Origin of the sequence: Nocardia sp. GTS18 (genome assembly GCF_013839555.1) — a bacterium.
Taxonomy (GTDB): Bacteria; Actinomycetota; Actinomycetes; order Mycobacteriales; family Mycobacteriaceae; genus Nocardia; species Nocardia rosealba.
Window position 1 is genome coordinate 58,713 of sequence record NZ_JACBIU010000014.1, and the last position, 19,080, is coordinate 77,792.

20 protein-coding genes and 2 tRNA genes are annotated in these 19,080 nt (G+C 68.1%); 13 read left to right on the forward strand and 9 right to left on the reverse strand.

The genetic code is table 11. The features are described from left to right. Positions 1–10: 10 nt before the first annotated feature. On the forward strand, positions 11–370 hold the full coding sequence (locus HYG95_RS14300; protein WP_181698439.1) for a metalloregulator ArsR/SmtB family transcription factor: 360 nt from the start codon (positions 11–13) through the stop codon (positions 368–370). Positions 371–401: 31 nt separating this feature from the next. On the opposite strand, the gene HYG95_RS14305 is transcribed toward HYG95_RS14300, so the two are convergent. Continuing rightward, entirely contained in the window at positions 402–1,535 is a 1,134-nt protein-coding gene (locus HYG95_RS14305; RefSeq protein ID WP_181698470.1) for an MFS transporter, read from the reverse strand. Positions 1,536–1,881: 346 nt separating this feature from the next. Between HYG95_RS14305 and HYG95_RS14310 the strand changes: the two genes are divergently transcribed. From HYG95_RS14310 to HYG95_RS14325, 4 genes are all read left to right on the forward strand, one after another. Further along, positions 1,882–2,655, forward strand: a complete 774-nt coding sequence (locus tag HYG95_RS14310) for a fumarylacetoacetate hydrolase family protein (RefSeq protein ID WP_067493329.1) — start codon at positions 1,882–1,884, stop codon at positions 2,653–2,655. 17 nt (positions 2,656–2,672) lie between these two features. Next, the gene (gene gltX, locus HYG95_RS14315) at positions 2,673–4,148 is read left to right on the forward strand and encodes a glutamate--tRNA ligase (protein ID WP_181698440.1); all 1,476 of its coding nucleotides are present in this window, start codon (positions 2,673–2,675) and stop codon (positions 4,146–4,148) included. A gap of 187 nt (positions 4,149–4,335) precedes the next feature. Further along, positions 4,336–4,407 (forward strand) — tRNA-Gln (locus tag HYG95_RS14320). Between the two features lie 28 nt (positions 4,408–4,435). After that, positions 4,436–4,511 (forward strand) — tRNA-Glu (locus HYG95_RS14325). A 42-nt stretch (positions 4,512–4,553) separates the two neighbouring features. On the opposite strand, the gene HYG95_RS14330 is transcribed toward HYG95_RS14325, so the two are convergent. Beyond that, positions 4,554–5,255: an IclR family transcriptional regulator gene (locus HYG95_RS14330; RefSeq protein WP_067493334.1), complete on the reverse strand. Its 702-nt coding sequence runs from the start codon at positions 5,253–5,255 to the stop codon at positions 4,554–4,556. Positions 5,256–5,318: 63 nt separating this feature from the next. On the opposite strand from HYG95_RS14330, the gene leuC reads away from it, so the two are divergent. From leuC to HYG95_RS14345, 3 genes are all read left to right on the forward strand, one after another. Next, positions 5,319–6,743, forward strand: coding sequence for a 3-isopropylmalate dehydratase large subunit (gene leuC / locus HYG95_RS14335; protein WP_181698441.1), 1,425 nt, complete (start codon positions 5,319–5,321; stop codon positions 6,741–6,743). Between the two features lie 36 nt (positions 6,744–6,779). Continuing rightward, a complete protein-coding gene (leuD, locus tag HYG95_RS14340) occupies positions 6,780–7,388 on the forward strand; it encodes a 3-isopropylmalate dehydratase small subunit (protein ID WP_181698442.1) in 609 nt (202 codons plus the stop codon). A gap of 156 nt (positions 7,389–7,544) precedes the next feature. Beyond that, a complete protein-coding gene (locus tag HYG95_RS14345; protein ID WP_181698443.1) occupies positions 7,545–8,201 on the forward strand; it encodes an HU family DNA-binding protein in 657 nt (218 codons plus the stop codon). Between the two features lie 117 nt (positions 8,202–8,318). On the opposite strand, the gene HYG95_RS14350 is transcribed toward HYG95_RS14345, so the two are convergent. Genes HYG95_RS14350 through cofC form a run of 3 tightly spaced genes read right to left on the reverse strand, consistent with a single transcriptional unit; the run spans position 8,319 to position 12,169 of the window. Next, a complete protein-coding gene (locus HYG95_RS14350; RefSeq protein WP_181698471.1) occupies positions 8,319–9,239 on the reverse strand; it encodes a bifunctional NUDIX hydrolase/histidine phosphatase family protein in 921 nt (306 codons plus the stop codon). Between the two features lie 29 nt (positions 9,240–9,268). Beyond that, complete coding sequence (locus HYG95_RS14355) at positions 9,269–11,437, reverse strand: RNA degradosome polyphosphate kinase (RefSeq protein ID WP_181698444.1); 2,169 nt, start codon at positions 11,435–11,437, stop codon at positions 9,269–9,271. A 60-nt stretch (positions 11,438–11,497) separates the two neighbouring features. Continuing rightward, on the reverse strand, positions 11,498–12,169 hold the full coding sequence (gene cofC, locus HYG95_RS14360; protein WP_181698445.1) for a 2-phospho-L-lactate guanylyltransferase: 672 nt from the start codon (positions 12,167–12,169) through the stop codon (positions 11,498–11,500). Positions 12,170–12,200: 31 nt separating this feature from the next. On the opposite strand from cofC, the gene HYG95_RS14365 reads away from it, so the two are divergent. Continuing rightward, complete coding sequence (locus HYG95_RS14365) at positions 12,201–13,196, forward strand: NAD(P)H-dependent glycerol-3-phosphate dehydrogenase (RefSeq protein WP_067636818.1); 996 nt, start codon at positions 12,201–12,203, stop codon at positions 13,194–13,196. A gap of 44 nt (positions 13,197–13,240) precedes the next feature. Beyond that, a complete protein-coding gene (locus HYG95_RS14370) occupies positions 13,241–14,335 on the forward strand; it encodes a D-alanine--D-alanine ligase family protein (RefSeq protein ID WP_181698446.1) in 1,095 nt (364 codons plus the stop codon). A 133-nt stretch (positions 14,336–14,468) separates the two neighbouring features. Here the strand turns inward: HYG95_RS14370 and HYG95_RS14375 are convergent, their stop codons facing one another. Then, the gene (locus HYG95_RS14375) at positions 14,469–15,143 is read right to left on the reverse strand and encodes a DUF3515 domain-containing protein (RefSeq protein ID WP_181698447.1); all 675 of its coding nucleotides are present in this window, start codon (positions 15,141–15,143) and stop codon (positions 14,469–14,471) included. A 147-nt stretch (positions 15,144–15,290) separates the two neighbouring features. Here HYG95_RS14375 and HYG95_RS14380 point away from each other — a divergent pair, with 147 nt between their 5' ends. Genes HYG95_RS14380 through HYG95_RS14390 form a run of 3 tightly spaced genes read left to right on the forward strand, consistent with a single transcriptional unit; the run spans position 15,291 to position 17,264 of the window. Then, on the forward strand, positions 15,291–16,268 hold the full coding sequence (locus HYG95_RS14380; RefSeq protein ID WP_370465796.1) for a thiamine-phosphate kinase: 978 nt from the start codon (positions 15,291–15,293) through the stop codon (positions 16,266–16,268). An 11-nt stretch (positions 16,269–16,279) separates the two neighbouring features. Then, entirely contained in the window at positions 16,280–16,963 is a 684-nt protein-coding gene (locus HYG95_RS14385) for a uracil-DNA glycosylase (RefSeq protein WP_181698448.1), read from the forward strand. Between the two features lie 49 nt (positions 16,964–17,012). After that, entirely contained in the window at positions 17,013–17,264 is a 252-nt protein-coding gene (locus HYG95_RS14390; protein ID WP_225279155.1) for a hypothetical protein, read from the forward strand. A 139-nt stretch (positions 17,265–17,403) separates the two neighbouring features. Here the strand turns inward: HYG95_RS14390 and HYG95_RS14395 are convergent, their stop codons facing one another. From HYG95_RS14395 to rpmB, 3 genes are all read right to left on the reverse strand, one after another. Further along, entirely contained in the window at positions 17,404–18,177 is a 774-nt protein-coding gene (locus tag HYG95_RS14395; RefSeq protein WP_181698450.1) for an enoyl-CoA hydratase/isomerase family protein, read from the reverse strand. Between the two features lie 10 nt (positions 18,178–18,187). Further along, the gene (locus tag HYG95_RS14400) at positions 18,188–18,661 is read right to left on the reverse strand and encodes a GNAT family N-acetyltransferase (protein WP_181698451.1); all 474 of its coding nucleotides are present in this window, start codon (positions 18,659–18,661) and stop codon (positions 18,188–18,190) included. Between the two features lie 81 nt (positions 18,662–18,742). After that, the gene (gene rpmB, locus HYG95_RS14405) at positions 18,743–18,934 is read right to left on the reverse strand and encodes a 50S ribosomal protein L28 (RefSeq protein ID WP_011210730.1); all 192 of its coding nucleotides are present in this window, start codon (positions 18,932–18,934) and stop codon (positions 18,743–18,745) included. Positions 18,935–19,080 lie beyond the last annotated feature (146 nt).

The following is a 19,080-nucleotide window of genomic DNA, read 5'->3' on the forward strand; positions in this document are numbered from 1 at the left end:
GACTCCTGCCATGGGACACGGTGTGGAGGGCCGCGACCGGCCGACCACCCGGCTGGACGCCGATACGGCCGCGCACGTCGCGACCACCCTGCAGGCCCTCGCCACCCCGAGCAGGCTGCTGATCCTGTCGGAACTGCGGCAGGGACCGCGCCCGGTGACCGAACTGGCCGAGGCGGTGGGGATGGAACAGTCGGCCGTCTCCCACCAGTTGCGCCTGCTGCGCAACCTCGGCCTCGTCGTCGGCACCCGCGCGGGCCGCAGCATCGTCTACAGCCTGCACGACAACCACGTCGCCCAACTGCTCGACGAAGCCGTCTACCACAGCGAACACCTGCGCCTCGGTCTGTCCGACCGCTCCGGCACCGCCTGATCCGCCGGGCCGGACAACCTCGATCGGGCGCCTACCTTCCGGTGCCCCTCGGTACCAGAGGCACCGCCGCCATGGCTGCCACTGCCGCGAACGCGAACGCCGTCGGATACCCGCTCACCGAGATCAGCGCGCCGAATGCCGGTGGGATGGCGGCCAATACGAGGTTCTGGCCCGTGTTCTGAATGCCGAGACCACGTCCGCTCCAGAACGGTCCCGCGATCTCGGCGACCGCGGTGAACGCCAATCCGTTGTCCGACACCGAGATCACCGACGCCGCGACCATCAGAGGCACGGCGATCCACCCCCAGCCCGTCCCCGCGGCGACCGCAAGTGCGACCATCGACAACACCGCGGCGACGGCGACCTGACGCAGCGGCCCGAGCCGGTTGCCGACCCGATCCGACCACGCGCCCGCGCCGATTCGTCCAGCGGCGCCCAGCAATTGGGTGACCGTCATCAGTACGCCCGCCGCCACCGGCGACCAGCCCAGATCGCGGTGCAACCACATCAGCCCGAACGTCCACAGGGTGGCCTGTGGGAAGACCAGCAGGATGGACACCGCGTGAATGCGCCACAGCGTGGAGTCGCCACGGTAGGGGTTGGTCCGGTCGGCAGCTTTCGTGGGCGGCCGGGGCGGATCGACAATGCCTGCCAGGCAACCGATCGCACCCGCGGCGGCCAGCAGCGCGGGCACCAGCAGGGCGGCGGCGATGCCGTACCGGTCGGCGACCCACGGGATGGTCAGCGCGCCCACGCCGACACCGAGGGGCTGGGCGGTCTGTCGAATGCCCATGGCCAGCCCGCGCCGGTCCGGGGGGAACCAGCCGACGATCACCCGCCCGCTCGCACCGTTGGAACTGGCCGCGCCGACACCGCCGAGGAAGAGCAGCACGCCGAAGGCGATCGGATCCTCGACCAGGGCGGCGCCCACGCCGGCGGCGAACATCAGTGTGGTGCCCGCGACCAGCACGATCCGCTCGCCGATGCGGTCGACGACATAACCCCACGCGATCAGCGTGCACACCAGGCCGACGGTCGGCAGGGCGACGAGCGCACCCGCGGCGGCCAGCGAATCACCGCGATCGGTGAGCGCGGGCAACAGGAAGGGGGTGCCGTGCACGAAAGTGGCACTCGACGTCTGCGCGAGCACACCGAGAGCGAGCATCGACCAGCGTCTGCCGTTGCTGATCTGGGATACCCCGGCCGTCGGCCGCGCCTTCGTCACGATACTCACCTCGCCGAATTGCACGATTGCATCTCATTATTTGAGATCGATGTCTCATCTTGTGAACATCGAAGATCACGCTACACCGGTGACCCCGGGTTCCGGTGCCTGGCGTCGGTGTCTGACGGATCACATCCGGCGGCGACTGTGCGTAATGCGAATCACGAACGCGGGCAGCAGGTTCGAAATCACACGAATGTGACTTCGCTCGCCCTGCCGGTTCGGCCGCGCGAGGCGATCACGGGCGCGTTCGGGCAGGTGGGCCCGCCTCGATAGACTCCCGGGCATGCGCTTAGGTCGAGTTGCCAGTCCCGATGGAGTCGCGTTCGTCAGCATCGAAGGCGACGGAAGCGACGCCGTCGCCAAGGAGATCGCCGAACATCCGTTCGGCACGCCGACGTTCACCGGGCGGAGCTGGCCGCTGGCCGACATCCGCCTGCTGGCGCCGATCCTGGCCAGCAAGGTGATCTGTATCGGCAAGAACTACGCCGCCCACGCGGCCGAAATGGGTGGTGAGGCGCCGAAGGATCCGGTGATCTTCATCAAGCCGAACACCTCGATCGTCGGGCCGAACGCCCCGATCATCCTGCCGCCCAGCTCCTCTCAGGTCGACTTCGAGGGCGAGCTGGCCGTGGTGATCGGCCGCCCCTGCAAGGACGTGCCCGCAGCCAAGGCCGCCGATGTGATCCTCGGCTACACCGTGGCCAACGACGTCACCGCGCGCGACCAGCAGCGCCACGACGGGCAGTGGACGAGGGCCAAGGGCTACGACACGTTCTGCCCGCTCGGCCCGTGGATCGAAACCGCCATCGACCCAAGCGATCTGGAGATCACCACCGAGCTGGACGGCGAAGTCCGCCAGCGCAGCCGCACGTCGCTGTTCCTGCACGACATCCCGAAGATCATCGAATGGATCAGCTCGGTGATGACGCTGCTGCCCGGCGACGTGATCCTCACCGGCACACCGGAAGGCGTCGGCCCGCTGGCGGCCGGGCAGAACGTGTCGGTCACCGTCGAGGGCATCGGCACCCTCACCAATCCTGTTGCCACCAAGCGCTGATAGCGGAGAAGAGAGTCATGACACAAGTACGGGTCCGTTTCTGCCCGTCGCCGACCGGCACGCCGCACGTCGGCCTGATCCGCACGGCGCTGTTCAACTGGGCGTTCGCCCGCCATCACGGCGGCAGCTTCGTGTTCCGGATCGAAGACACCGATGCCGCACGCGATTCCGAGGATTCCTACCGCGCGCTGCTCGACGCGCTGCGCTGGCTCGGGCTCACCTGGGACGAGGGCCCGGAGGTCGGCGGCCCGTACGAGCCGTACCGGCAGTCGCTGCGCCGCGACCAGCATCTCGACGTCGTGCGCAAGCTGCTCGAGGCCGGCGAGGCCTATGAGGCCTTCTCCACGCCCGAGGAGGTCGAGGCCCGCCATCGCGCCGCCGGTCGCGACCCGAAACTCGGTTACGACAATTTCGATCGCGATCTGACGCCCGAGCAGATCGCCGCCTACAAAGCCGAGGGCAGGCCCGCGGTGGTGCGTTTGCGCATGCCCGACTCCGACCTCGGCTGGAATGATCTTGTTCGCGGGGAAACCACCTTCAAAGCGGGCACTGTTCCCGATTTCGCGCTCACCCGTGGAAATGGTGATCCGCTGTACACGCTGGTGAATCCGGTCGACGACGCGCTCATGAAGATCACCCATGTATTGCGCGGCGAGGACCTGCTCTCGTCGACCCCGCGTCAGCTCGCGCTGTATGCCGCGCTGCAGCGTATCGGTGTTGCCGACTTCACGCCGGAGTTCGGTCACCTGCCGTTCGTGATGGGCCAGGGCAACAAGAAGCTGTCCAAGCGCGACCCGGAATCGAATCTGTTCCTGCACCGCGATCGGGGATTCGTTCCCGAGGGTTTGCTGAATTACCTCGCACTGCTCGGCTGGAGTATCGCCGAGGACCGCGACGTGTTCTCCATGCAGGAAATGGTCGCCGCTTTCGACATTTCCACCGTGAATTCGAATCCGGCTCGTTTCGATCAGAAGAAGGCCGACGCGATCAATGCCGAACAGATTCGTCTGCTCGAGCCGGGTGATTTCGGCCACCGTTTGCGTGAGTTCCTGACCGCGCAGGGGCATATCGGTGCCGAAATCGACGAGAAGACGTTCCTGGCCGCCGCCGAACTCGTGCAGACCCGGATCGTCGTGCTCGGCGACGCCTGGGACCTGCTGAAGTTCCTTTTCGTGGCACCGGCGGAGTTCGCGATCGACCAGGCCGCGGGCACGAAGAACCTCGGTGCCGAGGCCGACCAGGTGCTCGACGCCGCCATCGCCGCGGTGGAGCCGCTGGCCGAATGGACCACACCGGCCCTGGAAGAGGCCCTGAAGAAGGCGCTGATCGACGATCTGGGCCTCAAGCCACGCAAGGCCTTCGCGCCCGTGCGGGTCGCGGTGACGGGCTCGCACATCAGCCCACCGCTCTACGAATCGATGGAATTGCTCGGCCGCGAGGTCTCGCTCGACCGTTTGCGTGCCGCACGCGGTTGGCAGCCCACCGCGCAGTAGCCGTACGGCAGGCGGGTGCGGCACGCGCCGCACCCGCCCGGCGGCCGGAAATCGCTCGAAAAGTGGCCGCTGACCAGGCGATTTGTAGTTTACCCCCTGCTGTTTGGTAATCTTCTCATCGCCGCGGAACACGGCCTCGCAACACCGACAACCACTCGGTGAGCGCAGGGCCGAGCGTTTCCATCCTTGGGGTATGGTGTAATTGGCAACACAGCTGATTCTGGTTCAGCCATTCTAGGTTCGAGTCCTGGTACCCCAGCAAGGTTTCACTTCGGTGAAATCGTCCTGGCCCCGTCGTCTAGCGGCCTAGGACGCCGCCCTCTCAAGGCGGTAGCGCGGGTTCGAATCCCGTCGGGGCTACCAAGAAAGGCCCCCGGTCGAATCCGACCGGGGGCCTTCTTCGTTTCACAACCGTTTGTGCAGCGCCTCCGCCGCCGCCACCAGATCGGCCGCCCAGCGCGCGCCCGGCCTGCGGCCCATCCGGTCGATCGGGCCCGATACCGACACCGCCGCCACCAGTACGCCCGAGGCGTCACGCACCGGGGCCGAGACGCTCGCCACGCCCTGTGCGCGTTCTGCCGCGCTCTGCGCCCACCCCCGCCTGCGGACCTCGGCCAGCGCCCGCTCGCCGAACACGGCGTCGGCCAGGACGGTGCGCTGTAGCTCCGGGTCGGCCCATGCCAGCAACACCTTCGCCGCCGAGCCCGCGGTGAGCGGTAGCCGCGAGCCGACGGGCACCGTGTCGCGCAGGCCGACGGGCGGCTCGAGCGCGGCCACACACACGCGCGCATTGCCGTCGCGGCAGTACAGCTGGACGCTCTCACCGGTGATCTCGCGCAGCCGGGGCAGAATGGCTCCTGCCGCCTCGACCAGCGGATCGGCGGCCCCCGCCGACAACTCGCTGAGCGCGGGCCCCGGCCGCCACAGGCCGTTGGCGTCGCGCGCCAGCAGCCGATGCGTCTCCAGCCCGACCGCCAGCCGGTGCGCGGTGGCACGTGGCAGGCCGGTTCGGGTGCACAGGTCGTTGAGACCGCATGGCTCGTCGGCGACGGCGTAGAGCACCGCCACGGCTTTGTCGAGAACACCGATACCGCTATGCTGTCTCATAGAACGATACTAACTTCTCATATGTTGAGATACCAAGTATGCCCGTCGAAAGGTGATCAAGCAATGGCCGAGCGCGCCCGCACACTGGCCGAGAAGGTGTGGGAACAGCACGTCGTCGTCCCCGGCAACGGTGACGGCACTTCCCGCGAACCCGACCTGATCTACATCGATCTGCACCTCGTGCACGAGGTGACCAGCCCGCAGGCCTTCGACGGGCTCCGCGCGGCCGGACGGCCGGTCCGCCGGCCCGACCTCACCATCGCCACCGAGGACCACAACGTCCCAACGGCCGACATCGACAAGCCGATCGCCGATCCGATCTCGCGCATCCAGGTGGAGACGCTGCGCCGCAACTGCGCCGAGTTCGGTGTGCGCCTGCACCCGATGGGCGATGCCGAACAGGGCATCGTGCACGTGGTCGGTCCGCAGCTCGGGCTGACCCAGCCGGGCATGACCGTGGTGTGCGGCGACAGCCACACCTCGACCCACGGCGCGTTCGGCGCGCTGGCCATGGGCATCGGCACCAGCGAGGTGGAGCACGTGCTGGCCACCCAGACGCTGTCGCTTCGCCCGTTCAAGACGATGGCCATCACCGTCGACGGCGAATTGGCGCCCGGCGTCACGAGCAAGGACCTGATCCTGGCCGTGATCGCCGAAATCGGCACCGGTGGCGGCCAAGGGTATGTGCTCGAATATCGCGGCGAGGCCATTCGCAAACTGTCGATGGAAGCGCGGATGACGATCTGCAACATGTCGATCGAGGCGGGCGCCCGCGCGGGCATGATCGCCCCCGACGAGGTGACCTACGAATTCCTGAAGGGCCGCCCGCACGCACCGCAGGGCGCCGACTGGGACGCCGCCGTGGCCGCCTGGGAGGCGCTGAAGACCGACGAGGACGCGGTTTTCGATGCCGAGGTGCACATCGACGCCGGCACGCTGACCCCGTTCGTCACCTGGGGCACCAACCCCGGTCAGGGCCTGCCGCTCGGCGCGAACGTGCCCGACCCGGCCCAGATCGCCGACGAGTCCGAGCGCGAGTCCGCCGAGAAGGCCTTGCGCTACATGGACCTGACGCCGGGAATGCCGCTGCGTGAGGTGAGCGTGGATACCGTTTTCGTCGGTTCCTGCACCAATGGCCGCATCGAGGATCTGCGTGCCGTCGCCGATGTTTTGAAGGGCCGCCGCGTCGCCGACGGTGTGCGAATGCTGGTTGTACCCGGCTCGATGCGGGTGCGCGCGCAGGCGGAAAAAGAAGGACTCGGCGAGATTTTCACCGCGGCCGGTGCGGAATGGCGCCAGGCGGGCTGTTCGATGTGCCTCGGGATGAATCCGGATCAGCTGGAACCGGGTCAGCGCTGCGCCTCCACCTCCAACCGCAATTTCGAAGGCCGACAGGGCAAGGGCGGGCGTACCCACCTGGTCTCGCCGCTGGTCGCCGCCGCCACGGCGGTGCGCGGCACCCTGTCCTCGCCCGCCGATCTGGCCTGAGCGGCCCCGAACCACCACGATCGAAGGAGAATCGTTATGGAAGCCTTCACTGTTCACAAAGGCATCGGGGTACCGCTGCGCCGGTCCAATGTCGACACCGATCAGATCATCCCCGCCGTTTACCTGAAGCGCGTGACTCGTACCGGTTTCGAGGACGGTCTGTTCGCCGGTTGGCGTACCGATCCGGACTTCATTCTCAACACCGAGCCGTACCGCGGCGGCAGCGTTCTGGTGGCCGGGCCGGATTTCGGCACCGGTTCCTCGCGTGAGCACGCGGTGTGGGCGCTGTCGGACTACGGCTTTCGAGTGGTGATCTCCTCGCGTTTCGCCGACATCTTCCGTGGGAATGCGGGCAAGGGTGGTCTGCTGGCCGCGCAGATGTCACAGAACGATGTCGAAATGCTCTGGAAGCTCATCGAGGAACAACCCGGCCTCGAATTGGTTGTCGACCTGTCGGCGCGCACCGTCACGGCGGGAACCATCGTGTTGCCGTTCGATATTGACGACTACACCCGCTGGCGTCTGCTGGAGGGTTTGGACGACATCGGCCTCACGCTGCGGCAAGGCGACGCGATCACCGAGTTCGAAAAGGGAAGGCCGTCATGGAAACCCGTGACGCTGCCGGAGCCTATTTCACCGGCGTAATCGGCTGGGGCGCTTAGGGGCGCTTCCCTGGGAGCGGTAGCTGGACGTGTGCTAAACCACATGAATTTTGGCGTGGCACATAGACTCTTGCTCAAACTGGGTTTACCGTGGTACCTAGTCGGTCCGACGACGGGCCATTAGTCTGCGGAGGATTCAATGAACAAGGCGGAACTGATCGACGTTCTGACCGAAAAGTTGGGTACGGACAGGCGCACGGCTACTGCGGCTGTCGAGAACGTGGTCGACACCATCGTCCGTGCCGTGCACAAAGGTCAAAGCGTCACCATCACCGGATTCGGTGTGTTCGAACAGCGCAAGCGTGCTCCCAGGGTTGCCCGTAACCCGCGTACCGGTGAAACCGTGAAGGTGAAGGCGACTTCGGTGCCTGCCTTCCGGCCGGGCGCTCAGTTCAAAGCGGTGATCGCGGGTAAGCAGAAGCTGGCCGCGTCCGGCCCTGCCGTGAAGCGTGGCGTGAATGCGCCCGTGGCGGCGAAGAAGGCGGCAGCCAAGAAGACCGCGGCGAAGAAGACCGCGGCCAAGAAGGCCACGCCGTCGAAGGGTCCGGCCAAGACCACGGCCCGCAAGGCCGCGACCAAGGCTCCCGCCGCCAAGAAGACGACGGCGGCCAAGGCCACCGCCGCCAAGAAGACCACGGCGGCAAAGAAGGCTCCGGCCAAGAAGACTGCCACCAAGGCCACCGCCGCCAAGACCACCGCTACCAAGGCCACGGCGGCCAAGAAGACCACCGCTGCTAAGAAGGCTCCTGCTAAGAAGACTGCTGCGAAGAAGACAGCCACCCGTCGTGCTCGTTGATCCTGCCGCAGCGGGATCAGGTCGGGGAATGTGCACGTAAAGCCGCATCACCCACCACTGGACCGAGAACGGCCCCGGAATTCCGGGGCCGTTTCGGCTGTGCGGGGTAACTTTTGTTCAGCCGGTGACGATTCCCGTAGACAACGCACGATCCATATGGTTCGCCGCGACTAATCGGTCCCCGATGAACGACAAAGCCCAGACGCTGCCCTTGCGATTACGAGCGGGCGGCAGGGTGAGTCCGTCGCGCTGCGCCAGCCACTGTGTCAGATCGGGAATCACGCCGCCCTGACTGCAGACCACCGGTACACCCCGATCTGTTACCAACGACAGAAATCGTTGCCGCGCCGCATCTTTCGCTGAATCGTAACCTTGCTCGGAAAACATTGGCTCGCAATTGATTTCGGCGTTCAGATGCTCCGCCAACGGGGTAACGGTTTGGATACAGCGCAGGGGATCGGCCGAATAGATCCGGGATGCTCCGAACGCCAGCAGATTCGGGACGAGAGCCGCGGCCTGCCGTCGTCCGGCGGCCTCGAGCGGGCGTTGGTCGTCCGGACCGTCGAACTCGGAGCGCTTGCCCGCCTTGGCGTGGCGGACGAGCAGCACGGTGGCCGTTTTCGGTGGGTGACGGGCGAAGACGCGCACGATCTGGCGGTCCATCGGGTACGACAGCTCGTCCATCACGTCGTCGAGCGGAATCCAGCGCAGCTGGTCGACTTCGGAGTTCTCGGTGAACTCGCCCTCGGCCGCCTCGGCGGCCCAGTAGTCCACCCGCTTGAGCTGGCGATGCCCCGGGATCGGGTAGGTGACCCGGCCGAGATAACGCCCGAGCGTGCACGGCAGGCCGGTCTCCTCGCCGACCTCGCGCACTGCCGCGACCACCGGTGTCTCGCCGGGATCGAGCTTGCCCTTGGGTAGTGACCAGTCGCCGTACTTGGGCCGGTGGATCACCGCGATCTCCGGTCCGGTGGCGCCCGCACGCCACAGAACCGCCCCTGCGGCATGGATATTGGGCCGGACCCGCGGGTCGCGCATCGGTTCGGGCTTCTCCTGTGCGTGCTTGCTCACGGCTGTTCGGGACGACGCAACCGCATGAGGAATTCCTGGTGGTCGCGCACCTGGTTGGCGTCGGCGTCGGTGGGGCTCGCCTGCCAGGAACCGTCGGGCAGCAGCACCCAGCAGCGCGTCATGGGGTCGAGCGCGGAATCGAAGACCACACCGAGCTGCTCGGTCAGACGCGGATCCTTCACCTGCACCATCACCTCCACCCGGCGATCGAGATTGCGGTGCATCATGTCGGCGCTGCCGATCCAGGTCTGTTCCTGGGCCTGGAACTGCAGTACCCGCGAGTGCTCGAGGAAGCGGCCAAGGATCGAGCGCACCTCGATGTTCTCGCTGAGGCCCGGCACGCCCGCGCGCAGGCCGCAGATGCCGCGCACCACGATCTGCACCGGCACGCCTGCCTGAGAGGCGCGGTAGAGGGCGTCGATGATCTGCTCGTCGACGATCGCGTTGGCCTTGAGCCGGATACGAGCGTCGAAACCCTCACGTGCCAGCTCGATCTCACGGTCGATCCGTTCGATGATGCCCGCCCGGACACCGAGCGGGGCGACCATCAGATTGCGGTAGTCCTCCTTGCGGGAGTACCCGGTGAGCGAGTTGAACAGGTCGGTCAGGTCGGCGCCGATCTCCGGTGCCGCGGTGAACAACCCGACGTCCTCGTACAGGCGCGCCGTCTTGGGGTTGTAGTTGCCGGTGCCGATGTGGCAGTAGCGGCGGATGGTCGATCCCTCACGGCGCACCACCAGGCACGTCTTGCAGTGGGTCTTGAGGCCGACGAGGCCGTAGACCACGTGCACGCCCGCCTGTTCCAGCGCCCGCGCCCATTTGATGTTGGCCTGCTCGTCGAAACGTGCCTTGATCTCCACCAGGGCCACCACCTGCTTGCCCGCCTCGGCGGCCTCGATCAGGGCGTTGATGATGGGGGAGTCACCGGAGGTGCGGTACAGGGTCTGCTTGATCGCCAGCACCTGCGGATCGGCGGCGGCCTGTTCGATGAACCGCTGCACGCTGGTGGAGAACGAGTCGTAGGGGTGGTGCACCAGTACGTCGCCCTCGCGCAGCGCGCTGAAGACATTGCGGGGGGTCTCGCGCTCACCGAACGCGGCGGGGGTGGCCGGTACGTAGGGCGCGTCCTTGAGTTCGGGCCGGTCGACGCCGTAGACCTGCCACAGGCACGACAGGTCGAGCAGGCCGGGCACCTGGATCACATCGGCGGGGTCGACCTCTAACTCACGTAGTAGCAACTCCAGCATGTGCTCGGTCATGTCGTCGGAGACCTCGAGCCGCACCGGCTTGCCGAAACGGCGACGCGCCAGTTCGCGTTCCATCGCCTGCAGCAGGTCCTCGTCGCGGTCCTCGTCGACCTCGAAATCGGCGTTGCGGGTGATCCGGAACGAATGGGTCTCCACCACGTTCAGGCCGGGGAACAGCAGATCGAGGTGGGCGGCGATGAGTTCTTCCATCGGCAGGAAGGCCGCGATGGCCGACGGCGCGCCGGTGCGGCGCACGCGGACGAACCGGTCGACGTTGTCGGGCACCTTCACGCGGGCGAAGTGCTCGCCGCCGGTGCCCGCGTCCTTCACCGTCACGGCGAGATTGAGGCTCAGGCCGGAGATGTAGGGGAACGGGTGGGCCGGGTCGACGGCCAGCGGTGTGAGGACCGGGAAGACCTGATCGGTGAAATAGTTCGAAAGACGTTGCCGTTCGGCTTCGTCGAGGCCCGACCAGCCGATGATGTCGATGCCCGCGCCTGCCAGCGCCGGGTTCACCGAATCGATGAAGACCTTCGCGTGCCGCTCGGCGAGTTCCTGTGCGCGAGCCGTGATCATCTCGAGCTGTTCGGACGGTGAGCGGCCGTCGGCGGAACGCACCGAGAGCCCGGTCTCGGCGCGGCGTTTGAGCCCGGCGACCCGGACCATGTAGAACTCGTCGAGGTTGGAGGCGAAGATCGCGAGGAACTTCGCGCGCTCCAGCAACGGCAGGGAGGCATCCTCGGCGAGGGCGAGCACGCGGGCATTGAAGTCCAGCCAGCTCAGTTCCCGGTTGAGGTAGCGATCGCGTGGCAATCGCTGCGAACTGCCGTCGGCGCCCGAGGCGATGGCGGCCGCAGGTGGCGGGGAAATCGGGGGCAGGGACTTGATGGTTTCCGTGTCGCTCACGCTGTCAATCATCCCCTACGGACCGCGTGGTCCGCAGCATGACATCGGGTGAACTCCTGGTGCGGCGACCGGCTAGCACACCGTGCGGACGGGATCGGTTCGGTGGGTGGTGATTCCGAACTCCCGCAGCGCGTCGGCGGTGTGGACGCCGACCCCGAGCGCGCGCACGGCGTCCAGATCCTCGGGTGTGTCGACGTCACAGCGCAGGCCCGGCCAGTGGCCGGGCACGACGACGGCGCCGTGTTCGCGGTGGGCGCGGGCCGAATCGGGGCCGAAGCGTGGTGCGAGCGCGTCCGGTGCGGTACCGGCCAGCAATGCCGAAGTGCCGGTCCCCGTGTGATCGATCACCACCGCGCGGGTGGCGGGCGCGACGGCGAGGAAGTCGACGAGCTCGGCGGTGCGCAGGGCAGGCAGGTCGGCCTGCAGGGCGAGCAGGCGGACCGGACCACTGCGGTGGCGTACGTCGTCGGCCGCGGCGGTGAGTGCGGTGTTGAGGGGGTCGCGGTCGGCGGGCGGCTCGGCCAGAACGTGCGCGCCTAGTTCGCGTGCACGGGCGGCGACGACGGCGTCGGGGGTGACGACGGTCAGCGAACCGATCGCGGGCACGGCGGCGGCCGCTTCGACAGTGTCGGCGAACATGGCCAGCACCAGCCGGGCGCGCTGGTCGGCGCTGAGCACGGCCGACAACCGGCTCTTGGCCCGGTCTCGGTGCTTGACCGCCATCACGGCGTGCACGGTGTGCATGGTCTCGATCCTTGCATGGCATATTGGGCTGATGACGAGGGCTGCGGTTATGGGTGCTGGGTCGTGGGGCACGGCATTCGCGAAGGTGTTGGCCGAAGCGGGTACCGAGGTGACGATCTGGGCCAGGCGCGAAGAAGTGGCTCGCGCGCTCGACACCGAGCATCAGAATCCGTTCTACCTGCCGGGCGTGCAGTTGCCGCCCGTCCGGGCCACCCACGATCACCGGATCGCGCTCGACGGCGCGGATCTGGTGGTGCTCGCGGTGCCGTCGCAGTCGCTGCGGGCCAATCTCGGCCACTGGAAGGACGACATCGGCGCCGACGCCACGCTGATGAGCCTGGCCAAGGGCATCGAGACCGGAACGCTGCTGCGGATGAGCCAGGTGATCGCGGAGGTGACCGGCGCCGAACAGGGCCGCATCGCGGTGCTGTCGGGGCCCAATCTCGCCCACGAGATCGTCGAACGTCAGCCCGCGGCCACCGTGATCGCCTGCACCGACACCGAACGCGCACAGCAGGCCCAACATGCCTGTGCCACCGGCTATTTCCGGCCCTACACCAATACCGATGTGGTGGGTTGTGAGATCGGCGGCGCGTGTAAGAACGTCATCGCCCTGGCCTGCGGTATCGCCTCGGGCATGGGACTCGGCGACAACTCCGTGGCCAGTCTCATCACCCGCGGGCTGGCCGAGGTGATGCGGCTCGGGGTGGCGCTCGGCGCGCAACCGGTGACGCTGGCCGGACTCGCCGGCGTGGGCGACCTCGTCGCCACCTGCACCTCGCCGCTGTCGCGCAACCGGTCCTTCGGGTATGTGCTCGGACAGGGCGGGTCGATGCAGGCCGCGCAGGAGGCGACCAACGGTCAGGTCGCCGAAGGTGTGAAGTCGTGCACATCGGTGCGGGCACTCGCGGCCGAACACCAGGTGGAGATGCCGTTGACCGACGCGGTGCACAAGGTGTGCCACGAGGGGCTTTCGGTGAACGAGGCCGTCGGCAGCCTGCTCGGCAGGCGCATGAAACCCGAATAAGGCCGATGCCGCCGCGGCGGCGCGAACCTACTACGGTGACGTTCATGACGGAACGGATCAGGGTAGCTGTGGTGTTCGGCGGGCGCAGCAGCGAGCACGCCGTCTCGTGTGTGTCGGCGAGCAGCGTCCTGCGCAACCTCGATCCGCGACGCTACGAGGTGGTGCCCATCGGGATCACCACCACCGGCAGCTGGGTGCTTGCCGAGGGGATCGGCGAACTCACGCTCAGCCACGGCGAACTGCCCGCCGTCGATGCCACGGGCACCGCGCTCACCCTGGCCGCCGACCCCGGCCGTTCCGGCGCGCTCGTCGCCCTGGACGATCCGACCGCCACGCTCGGCACCGTCGATGTGGTCTTCCCCATCCTGCACGGCCCGTTCGGCGAGGACGGCACGCTGCAGGGCATGCTCGAGCTGGCCGGGGTGCCCTATGTGGGCGCCGGTGTGCTGGCCAGCGCGGCCGGGATGGACAAGGAATTCACCAAGAAACTGCTGGCCGCCGAATCGCTTCCGGTCGGTGTGCAGGTGGTGTTACGTCCCGGCACCCAGACCCTGACCGCCGAGGAACGCGACCGCATCGGCCTGCCCGCCTTCGTGAAACCCGCGCGCGGCGGTTCGTCCATCGGCATCACCAAGATCACCGACTGGTCGGCCCTCGACGACGCCGTCGCCACCGCCCGCGCCCACGACCCCAAGGTGATCGTCGAGGCGGGCATCGTGGGCCGCGAAGTCGAATGCGGTGTCCTCGAATTCGCCGACGGTGACGTGCGGGGCAGCGTCGTCTCCGAGATCCGCATGCCCGACGCCGACGCCGCAGCCCCCGAGTTCTACGACTTCGCCACCAAATACCTCGACGACGTGTGCGAATTCGACGTACCCGCCAAGCTCGACGACGCCGTCGCCGACGAGATCCGCGCCCTGTCGGTGCGTGCCTTCCGCGCCCTGGACTGCCAGGGCCTGGCCCGAGTCGACTTCTTCCTCACCGCCGACGGCCCGGTCATCAACGAGATCAACACCATGCCCGGCTTCACCCCCATCTCCCAGTACCCCCGCATGTGGGAAGCGACCGGCATCGACTACCCGACGTTGGTGTCCACCCTCATCGAAACCGCCGTAGCCCGAGGCACCGGCCTGCGCTGACCCGGCGGCGGAACCACCACGGATTTTCGGCCGCCTCGGATCCGAGGGGCGAGACGTAACGGCGAAGCCGAAGTATCGCCCCTCGGATTCGAGGCCTTCCGGGCCGAAAATCCCGCGGCGCCAGCCGCCAAAATTACAGCTCGCCAGGGTTGATCGGTTGGGCGGGGAGGTTCGCGGTGATCGTGTCGGAGACCGTCTGCACAGCGGCTGTGCCCGACCCGTCGGGCACTGTCAGGGCGATGTAGGTTTCGCGATCGACGGCGAACCACGTGCCCGTCTTGGCCGTCTCGTCGCGAACCTGGAACCACTTCACCCCGTTGACCTCCTGCAGCGGTGAGGCACGGTTGAACTCGAGCGGCCGGTCCAGGCCGCAGCGCAGCACGATCGGCTCCCCGCCCTCGGGCAGCTGCCAGGCGCGGGTGGCGGGCGGGGCAGGTTCGGCGAGGGTCGATTTGGTGTAGTCGCCCAGGTCGGCGGGTAGCGCAGGCAGCAGGGCCGCGCAGGCGGGGCCGTCGGCGGCGGGCGCGGGGACCGGGCCGAGCGGGAGCGGTTCGCGTTCGACGGGGGCGCGCAGGATCAGGAAGGCGGCCACGAGGACGCCGACGATCAGCACGATAGGCAGCGCCACGGCGGTGGCGATGAGCGCGGGGGAGTACTGGCTGTCGGCGGCCGGTTTGTCGTCAGGGCTCTCGTCGTCGGCCAATTCCGCTCCTGGAGGGGCCTTGCGGGGGGCTGACGGTTCGGCAGTGTCCTCGGGCCCGGTCGCCTCGTCGCGATCGTCCGCTGTCGGGTCCGACGATTCCGCCATAGCCGCGTGGTCCTTTCCTCGTCGCCTGCGCCGCGCACCGTCGGTGGTGCCCGATCGCCTCCGAAAGGGTACCGTCGTGGCGATTTCGTCGGTCGGGAGCACAGCGGGAAGGAGTCGGTCATCAGCGAGGACAGCCGTTCGCAGACGGTGCGTGAGCTGGGTGAATTCGCCTTGATCGACCGGATCAACGCCGGTCGCGAGCAGGCCGCGCACGTGCTGCTCGGCCCGGGCGACGACGCCGCGCTGCTCGCCGCGCCCGACGGCCGGTTCGTGGTGAGCACCGACATGCTCGTGGAGGGCAGGCACTTCCGGCTCGACTGGTCGACGCCGACCGAGATCGGGCGCAAGGCGATCGCGCAGAACGCCGCCGACGTGGTGGCGATGGGGGCGCGGCCCACCGGTTTCGTCGTCGCGCTCGGTTGTCCCGCCGACACTCCGGTACGGGTCGTCGAGGGTATCGCCGACGGGATGTGGGCCGAGGCCGTGCGTGCCGGCGGTTCCATCGCGGGCGGCGACCTGGTGCTCAGCGAGCAGTTGGTGATCTCGGTGACCGCGTTCGGCGACCTCGGTGGGCAGGGTGCGCTCACCCGCTCCGGTGCGGTCGAGGGCGATATCGTCGCTGTCGCAGGCGAACTCGGCTGGTCGGCCGCAGGGCTGGCCGTATTGTCCAGCGGAGCAGATGTTTCCGATCCTGCCTTCGCACACGCGCTTACGGCACACCGGGTTCCGCAGCCGCCCTATGCCGAGGTGATCGACGTGTTCGGCGTCCACATCCCCAACGCCCTCACCGATGTCTCCGACGGGCTGCTCGCCGACCTCGGCCACCTCGCCGCCGCCTCCGGCGTCGCGATCGACGTGCACGCCGCCGCTCTCACCGACCCTGAACTGGACGTGGTCGCCGCCCGGCTCGAAGCCGATGCGGGGCAATGGATTCTGACCGGGGGAGAGGACCACGCCTTCGTCGGCACCTGGTCGCCCGCGACCGCGCTGCCGCCGGGCTGGCGGCCCATCGGGGTCGTTGCCGCAGGCAGCGGCGTCACCGTCGACGGTGCGCGGCCCGCCGGTGCCACCGGGTGGGAATCGTTCCGTGGGGCAGGCGCCACGGCCGCGCCCGGCGAACGATAGGTTGTGCGGTCATGGGTGCCAAACCACTGTCGGAGATCATCGACCCGGGCTGGGCCCGGGCCCTGGAACCGGTTGCCGACCGCATCAGCGAGATGGGTGAGTTCCTGCGCGCGGAGAACGCCGCCGGACGCGGATATCTACCCGCCGGGGAGAACGTGCTCCGCGCGTTCCGGCGCCCGTTCGACGCGGTGCGTGTGCTGATCGTCGGCCAGGATCCCTACCCGACTCCCGGCCACGCGATGGGACTGAGTTTCTCTGTCGCGCCGGATGTTTCGCCGATCCCGCGTAGTCTGTCCAACATCTTCGCCGAGTACACCAAGGACCTCGGCTTCGATACGCCCAAGTGTGGCGACCTGAGCCCGTGGTCGGATCAGGGTGTGCTGCTGCTGAACCGGGTGCTCACCGTCACGCCCGGCAGCCCGGCCTCGCATCGCGGCAAGGGCTGGGAAGCGGTGACCGAGCAGGCGATTCGTGCGCTCGTCGACCGCGACGAACCGCTCGTCGCCGTGCTGTGGGGCCGGGACGCGGGCTCGCTGAAGCCGACCCTGGTCGCCGCCGAGATCCCCTACATCGAATCGGCACACCCCTCGCCGCTGTCCGCCTCACGCGGGTTCTTCGGGTCACGACCCTTCTCCCGGGTCAACGAACTGCTCGACGAACTCGGCGCCGATCCTGTCGACTGGCGGTTGCCCTGACCCGGGGTGCCGCCCGCACGAGAAGAAAATGATGAAGGAGCACAACCGGATGCACACCACAACCGTTCGCGCCGCATTCGCGACCGCCGCCGTCGCCGCCGCCATCACCGCGGGCGCGGGCTCGGCCTCGGCCGCGGGCCTGCAGCTCGAGCCCTACAACGAGCAGGCGACCCCGGTCGCGACCAGCCCCGTCGGCGAGGAATGGACCTCCACCGGCACCTCGACCATCTCCTCCGGCGTCAACGCCAAGGTCACCTGCATCCTGCAGAACACTTTCAGCGCCCTGGGCGCTGTGTGTTAAAGCGGCTGGCGCCGCGGTATTTTCGGCCCTGAGGGCCTCGGATCCGAGGGGCGATACTTCGGCTTCGCCGTTACGTCTCGCCCCTCGGATCCGAGGCGGCCGAAAATCCGTGGTGGCGGAGTTCCGGCGTGAGCGCCGGTCAGGCGAGGTTCGTGTAGTCGGGCTTGCGCTTGGCGACGAAGGCGTCGACGCCTTCGCGCCCGGTGCTGCTGTTCGCGGCGGCGGCGATGCTGTCGCGTTCCGCGTCGAGCTGCTGGTCCAATGTTGCCGTCGGCGACTGGGCCAGCAGCTTTTTCATGGCCGTGTAGGCGGCGCGGGGGCCGGTGGTGAAGTCGGTGGCCACGCGCAGGGCCTCGGTGCGGATCTCGTCGTCGGGGACGATCCGGCTGAGCAGTCCGAGTCGTTCGGCCTGTTCGGCGCCGATCACGGCGTCGGTCAACAGGATTTCGCGGGCCCGGCTCACGCCGACGATGCGCGGCAGCGACCACGACATCCCGCCGTCGGGGGTGAAGCCGATGCCGGGGTAGGCGGGACGCATCTGGGTCGACGGACCGCCGATGGCGATGTCGGCCGCGCACACCAGGCTCATGCCCGCACCGGCCGCCCAGCCGTGCACCGCCGCGACGACGGGGACGGGGGCGGCGGCGAGGGCGCGCACGAAGTCGTGCAGCTGGGTGGCCAGCTCGTGCAGGAAGGCGCCTCGGTCGTCGGCACCGGCGAAGTGACGGACATTGCCGCCGGCGCAGAAGTTGGCGCCCGCACCGGTGATCAGGATCGCGCCCACCTCGTCGCCGAGCGAACGCAGGGCGGCGGTGCCCGCGTTGATCAGGTCGAAATCGAGCGAGGTGCCCGCGGCCGCGGTCGCGATGGTCAGGTGCAGTACGCCGTCGACGACGACCGGTTCGCTACTCATGCCCGTCACATTAGCTAGGGGCGCGCCGCCAGTGTTGTTCGGGCAGCAGCGTGAACGGGTCGGTGCGGCGCAGACCCGTATCGGCAAAACCGTGCCTGCGGTAGAAGGCGTGCGCGCGCGGATAGTTGCCGAGCACCCACAGACTGCAGGCCGCGTGGGGGACGGTGGCCGCGAGCAGGTCGTCGGCCACGCCGGTGCCGTGCCAGGCGGCGCGCACATACAGCGCTTCCAGCTCGCTGCCGGTCGGCTGCCGTGACGCGGCGGCGAAGCCGATCAGGTCGTCGCCGTGACAGGCGACGAGCAGCCGATAACGACCGTCGGTGCGGCGGCGTTCCCAGGTGATCGCCGAGCTGTCGAGATCGAACGCGGCGAGCAGGTGGGCGGGGACCAGCGAGTCGTAGGCCTCCCGCCAGCTGGCGATGTGGCAGGCCGCGAGCGCGGTGATGTGCGCGGCGCTCGCCGGGCCGATCCGCCACTCAATCACGAATCACCCGTTCGACGACAAAACCCCGGACAACCCACGAAGGGTGCCGGGGCACTGTCGGCAGAATGTACGGGCCGGAAATCAGCCGCGGACGACCTTGCCCGCCTTGAGGCAGGAGGTGCACACGTTCATCCGGCGGGTGTTGCCAGGGGCAACCTGCGCACGCACGGTCTGGATGTTCGGGTTCCAGCGACGGTTGGTGCGCCGGTGCGAGTGCGAGACCGACTTCCCGAAACCGGGGCCCTTGGCGCAGACGTCGCAAACGGCAGCCATGTCGCGAGCTCCTTCATGTCATAAGCGGTCAGCGCGCACGTGTGCCGCTGAACCGGAAACTGATGTCGTCAAATGCCTTGCCGACTTGCATCGGCCAGCGCAGACCTGTCGAGGCCGCACGAGGCAACCCTGCAAGCGTAGCGGGC

What these genes read in the sequence shown, in the direction of transcription:
- HYG95_RS14375 (WP_181698447.1), bottom strand. Translation starts at nt 15,143, where the DNA reads ATGGCGGAATCGTCGGACCCGACAGCGGACGATCGCGACGAGGCGACC.
- cofC (WP_181698445.1), bottom strand. Translation starts at nt 12,169, where the DNA reads ATGCACACCGTGCACGCCGTGATGGCGGTCAAGCACCGAGACCGGGCC.
- HYG95_RS14365 (WP_067636818.1), top strand. Translation starts at nt 12,201, where the DNA reads ATGACGAGGGCTGCGGTTATGGGTGCTGGGTCGTGGGGCACGGCATTC.
- HYG95_RS14305 (WP_181698470.1), bottom strand. Translation starts at nt 1,535, where the DNA reads ATGCTCGCTCTCGGTGTGCTCGCGCAGACGTCGAGTGCCACTTTCGTG.
- HYG95_RS14350 (WP_181698471.1), bottom strand. Translation starts at nt 9,239, where the DNA reads ATGCGCGACCCGCGGGTCCGGCCCAATATCCATGCCGCAGGGGCGGTT.
- leuD (WP_181698442.1), top strand. Translation starts at nt 6,780, where the DNA reads ATGGAAGCCTTCACTGTTCACAAAGGCATCGGGGTACCGCTGCGCCGG.
- HYG95_RS14345 (WP_181698443.1), top strand. Translation starts at nt 7,545, where the DNA reads ATGAACAAGGCGGAACTGATCGACGTTCTGACCGAAAAGTTGGGTACG.
- HYG95_RS14300 (WP_181698439.1), top strand. Translation starts at nt 11, where the DNA reads ATGGGACACGGTGTGGAGGGCCGCGACCGGCCGACCACCCGGCTGGAC.
- rpmB (WP_011210730.1), bottom strand. Translation starts at nt 18,934, where the DNA reads ATGGCTGCCGTTTGCGACGTCTGCGCCAAGGGCCCCGGTTTCGGGAAG.
- HYG95_RS14310 (WP_067493329.1), top strand. Translation starts at nt 1,882, where the DNA reads ATGCGCTTAGGTCGAGTTGCCAGTCCCGATGGAGTCGCGTTCGTCAGC.
- HYG95_RS14385 (WP_181698448.1), top strand. Translation starts at nt 16,280, where the DNA reads ATGGGTGCCAAACCACTGTCGGAGATCATCGACCCGGGCTGGGCCCGG.
- HYG95_RS14330 (WP_067493334.1), bottom strand. Translation starts at nt 5,255, where the DNA reads ATGAGACAGCATAGCGGTATCGGTGTTCTCGACAAAGCCGTGGCGGTG.
- HYG95_RS14370 (WP_181698446.1), top strand. Translation starts at nt 13,241, where the DNA reads ATGACGGAACGGATCAGGGTAGCTGTGGTGTTCGGCGGGCGCAGCAGC.
- HYG95_RS14390 (WP_225279155.1), top strand. Translation starts at nt 17,013, where the DNA reads ATGCACACCACAACCGTTCGCGCCGCATTCGCGACCGCCGCCGTCGCC.
- HYG95_RS14395 (WP_181698450.1), bottom strand. Translation starts at nt 18,177, where the DNA reads ATGAGTAGCGAACCGGTCGTCGTCGACGGCGTACTGCACCTGACCATC.
- gltX (WP_181698440.1), top strand. Translation starts at nt 2,673, where the DNA reads ATGACACAAGTACGGGTCCGTTTCTGCCCGTCGCCGACCGGCACGCCG.
- leuC (WP_181698441.1), top strand. Translation starts at nt 5,319, where the DNA reads ATGGCCGAGCGCGCCCGCACACTGGCCGAGAAGGTGTGGGAACAGCAC.
- HYG95_RS14355 (WP_181698444.1), bottom strand. Translation starts at nt 11,437, where the DNA reads ATGATTGACAGCGTGAGCGACACGGAAACCATCAAGTCCCTGCCCCCG.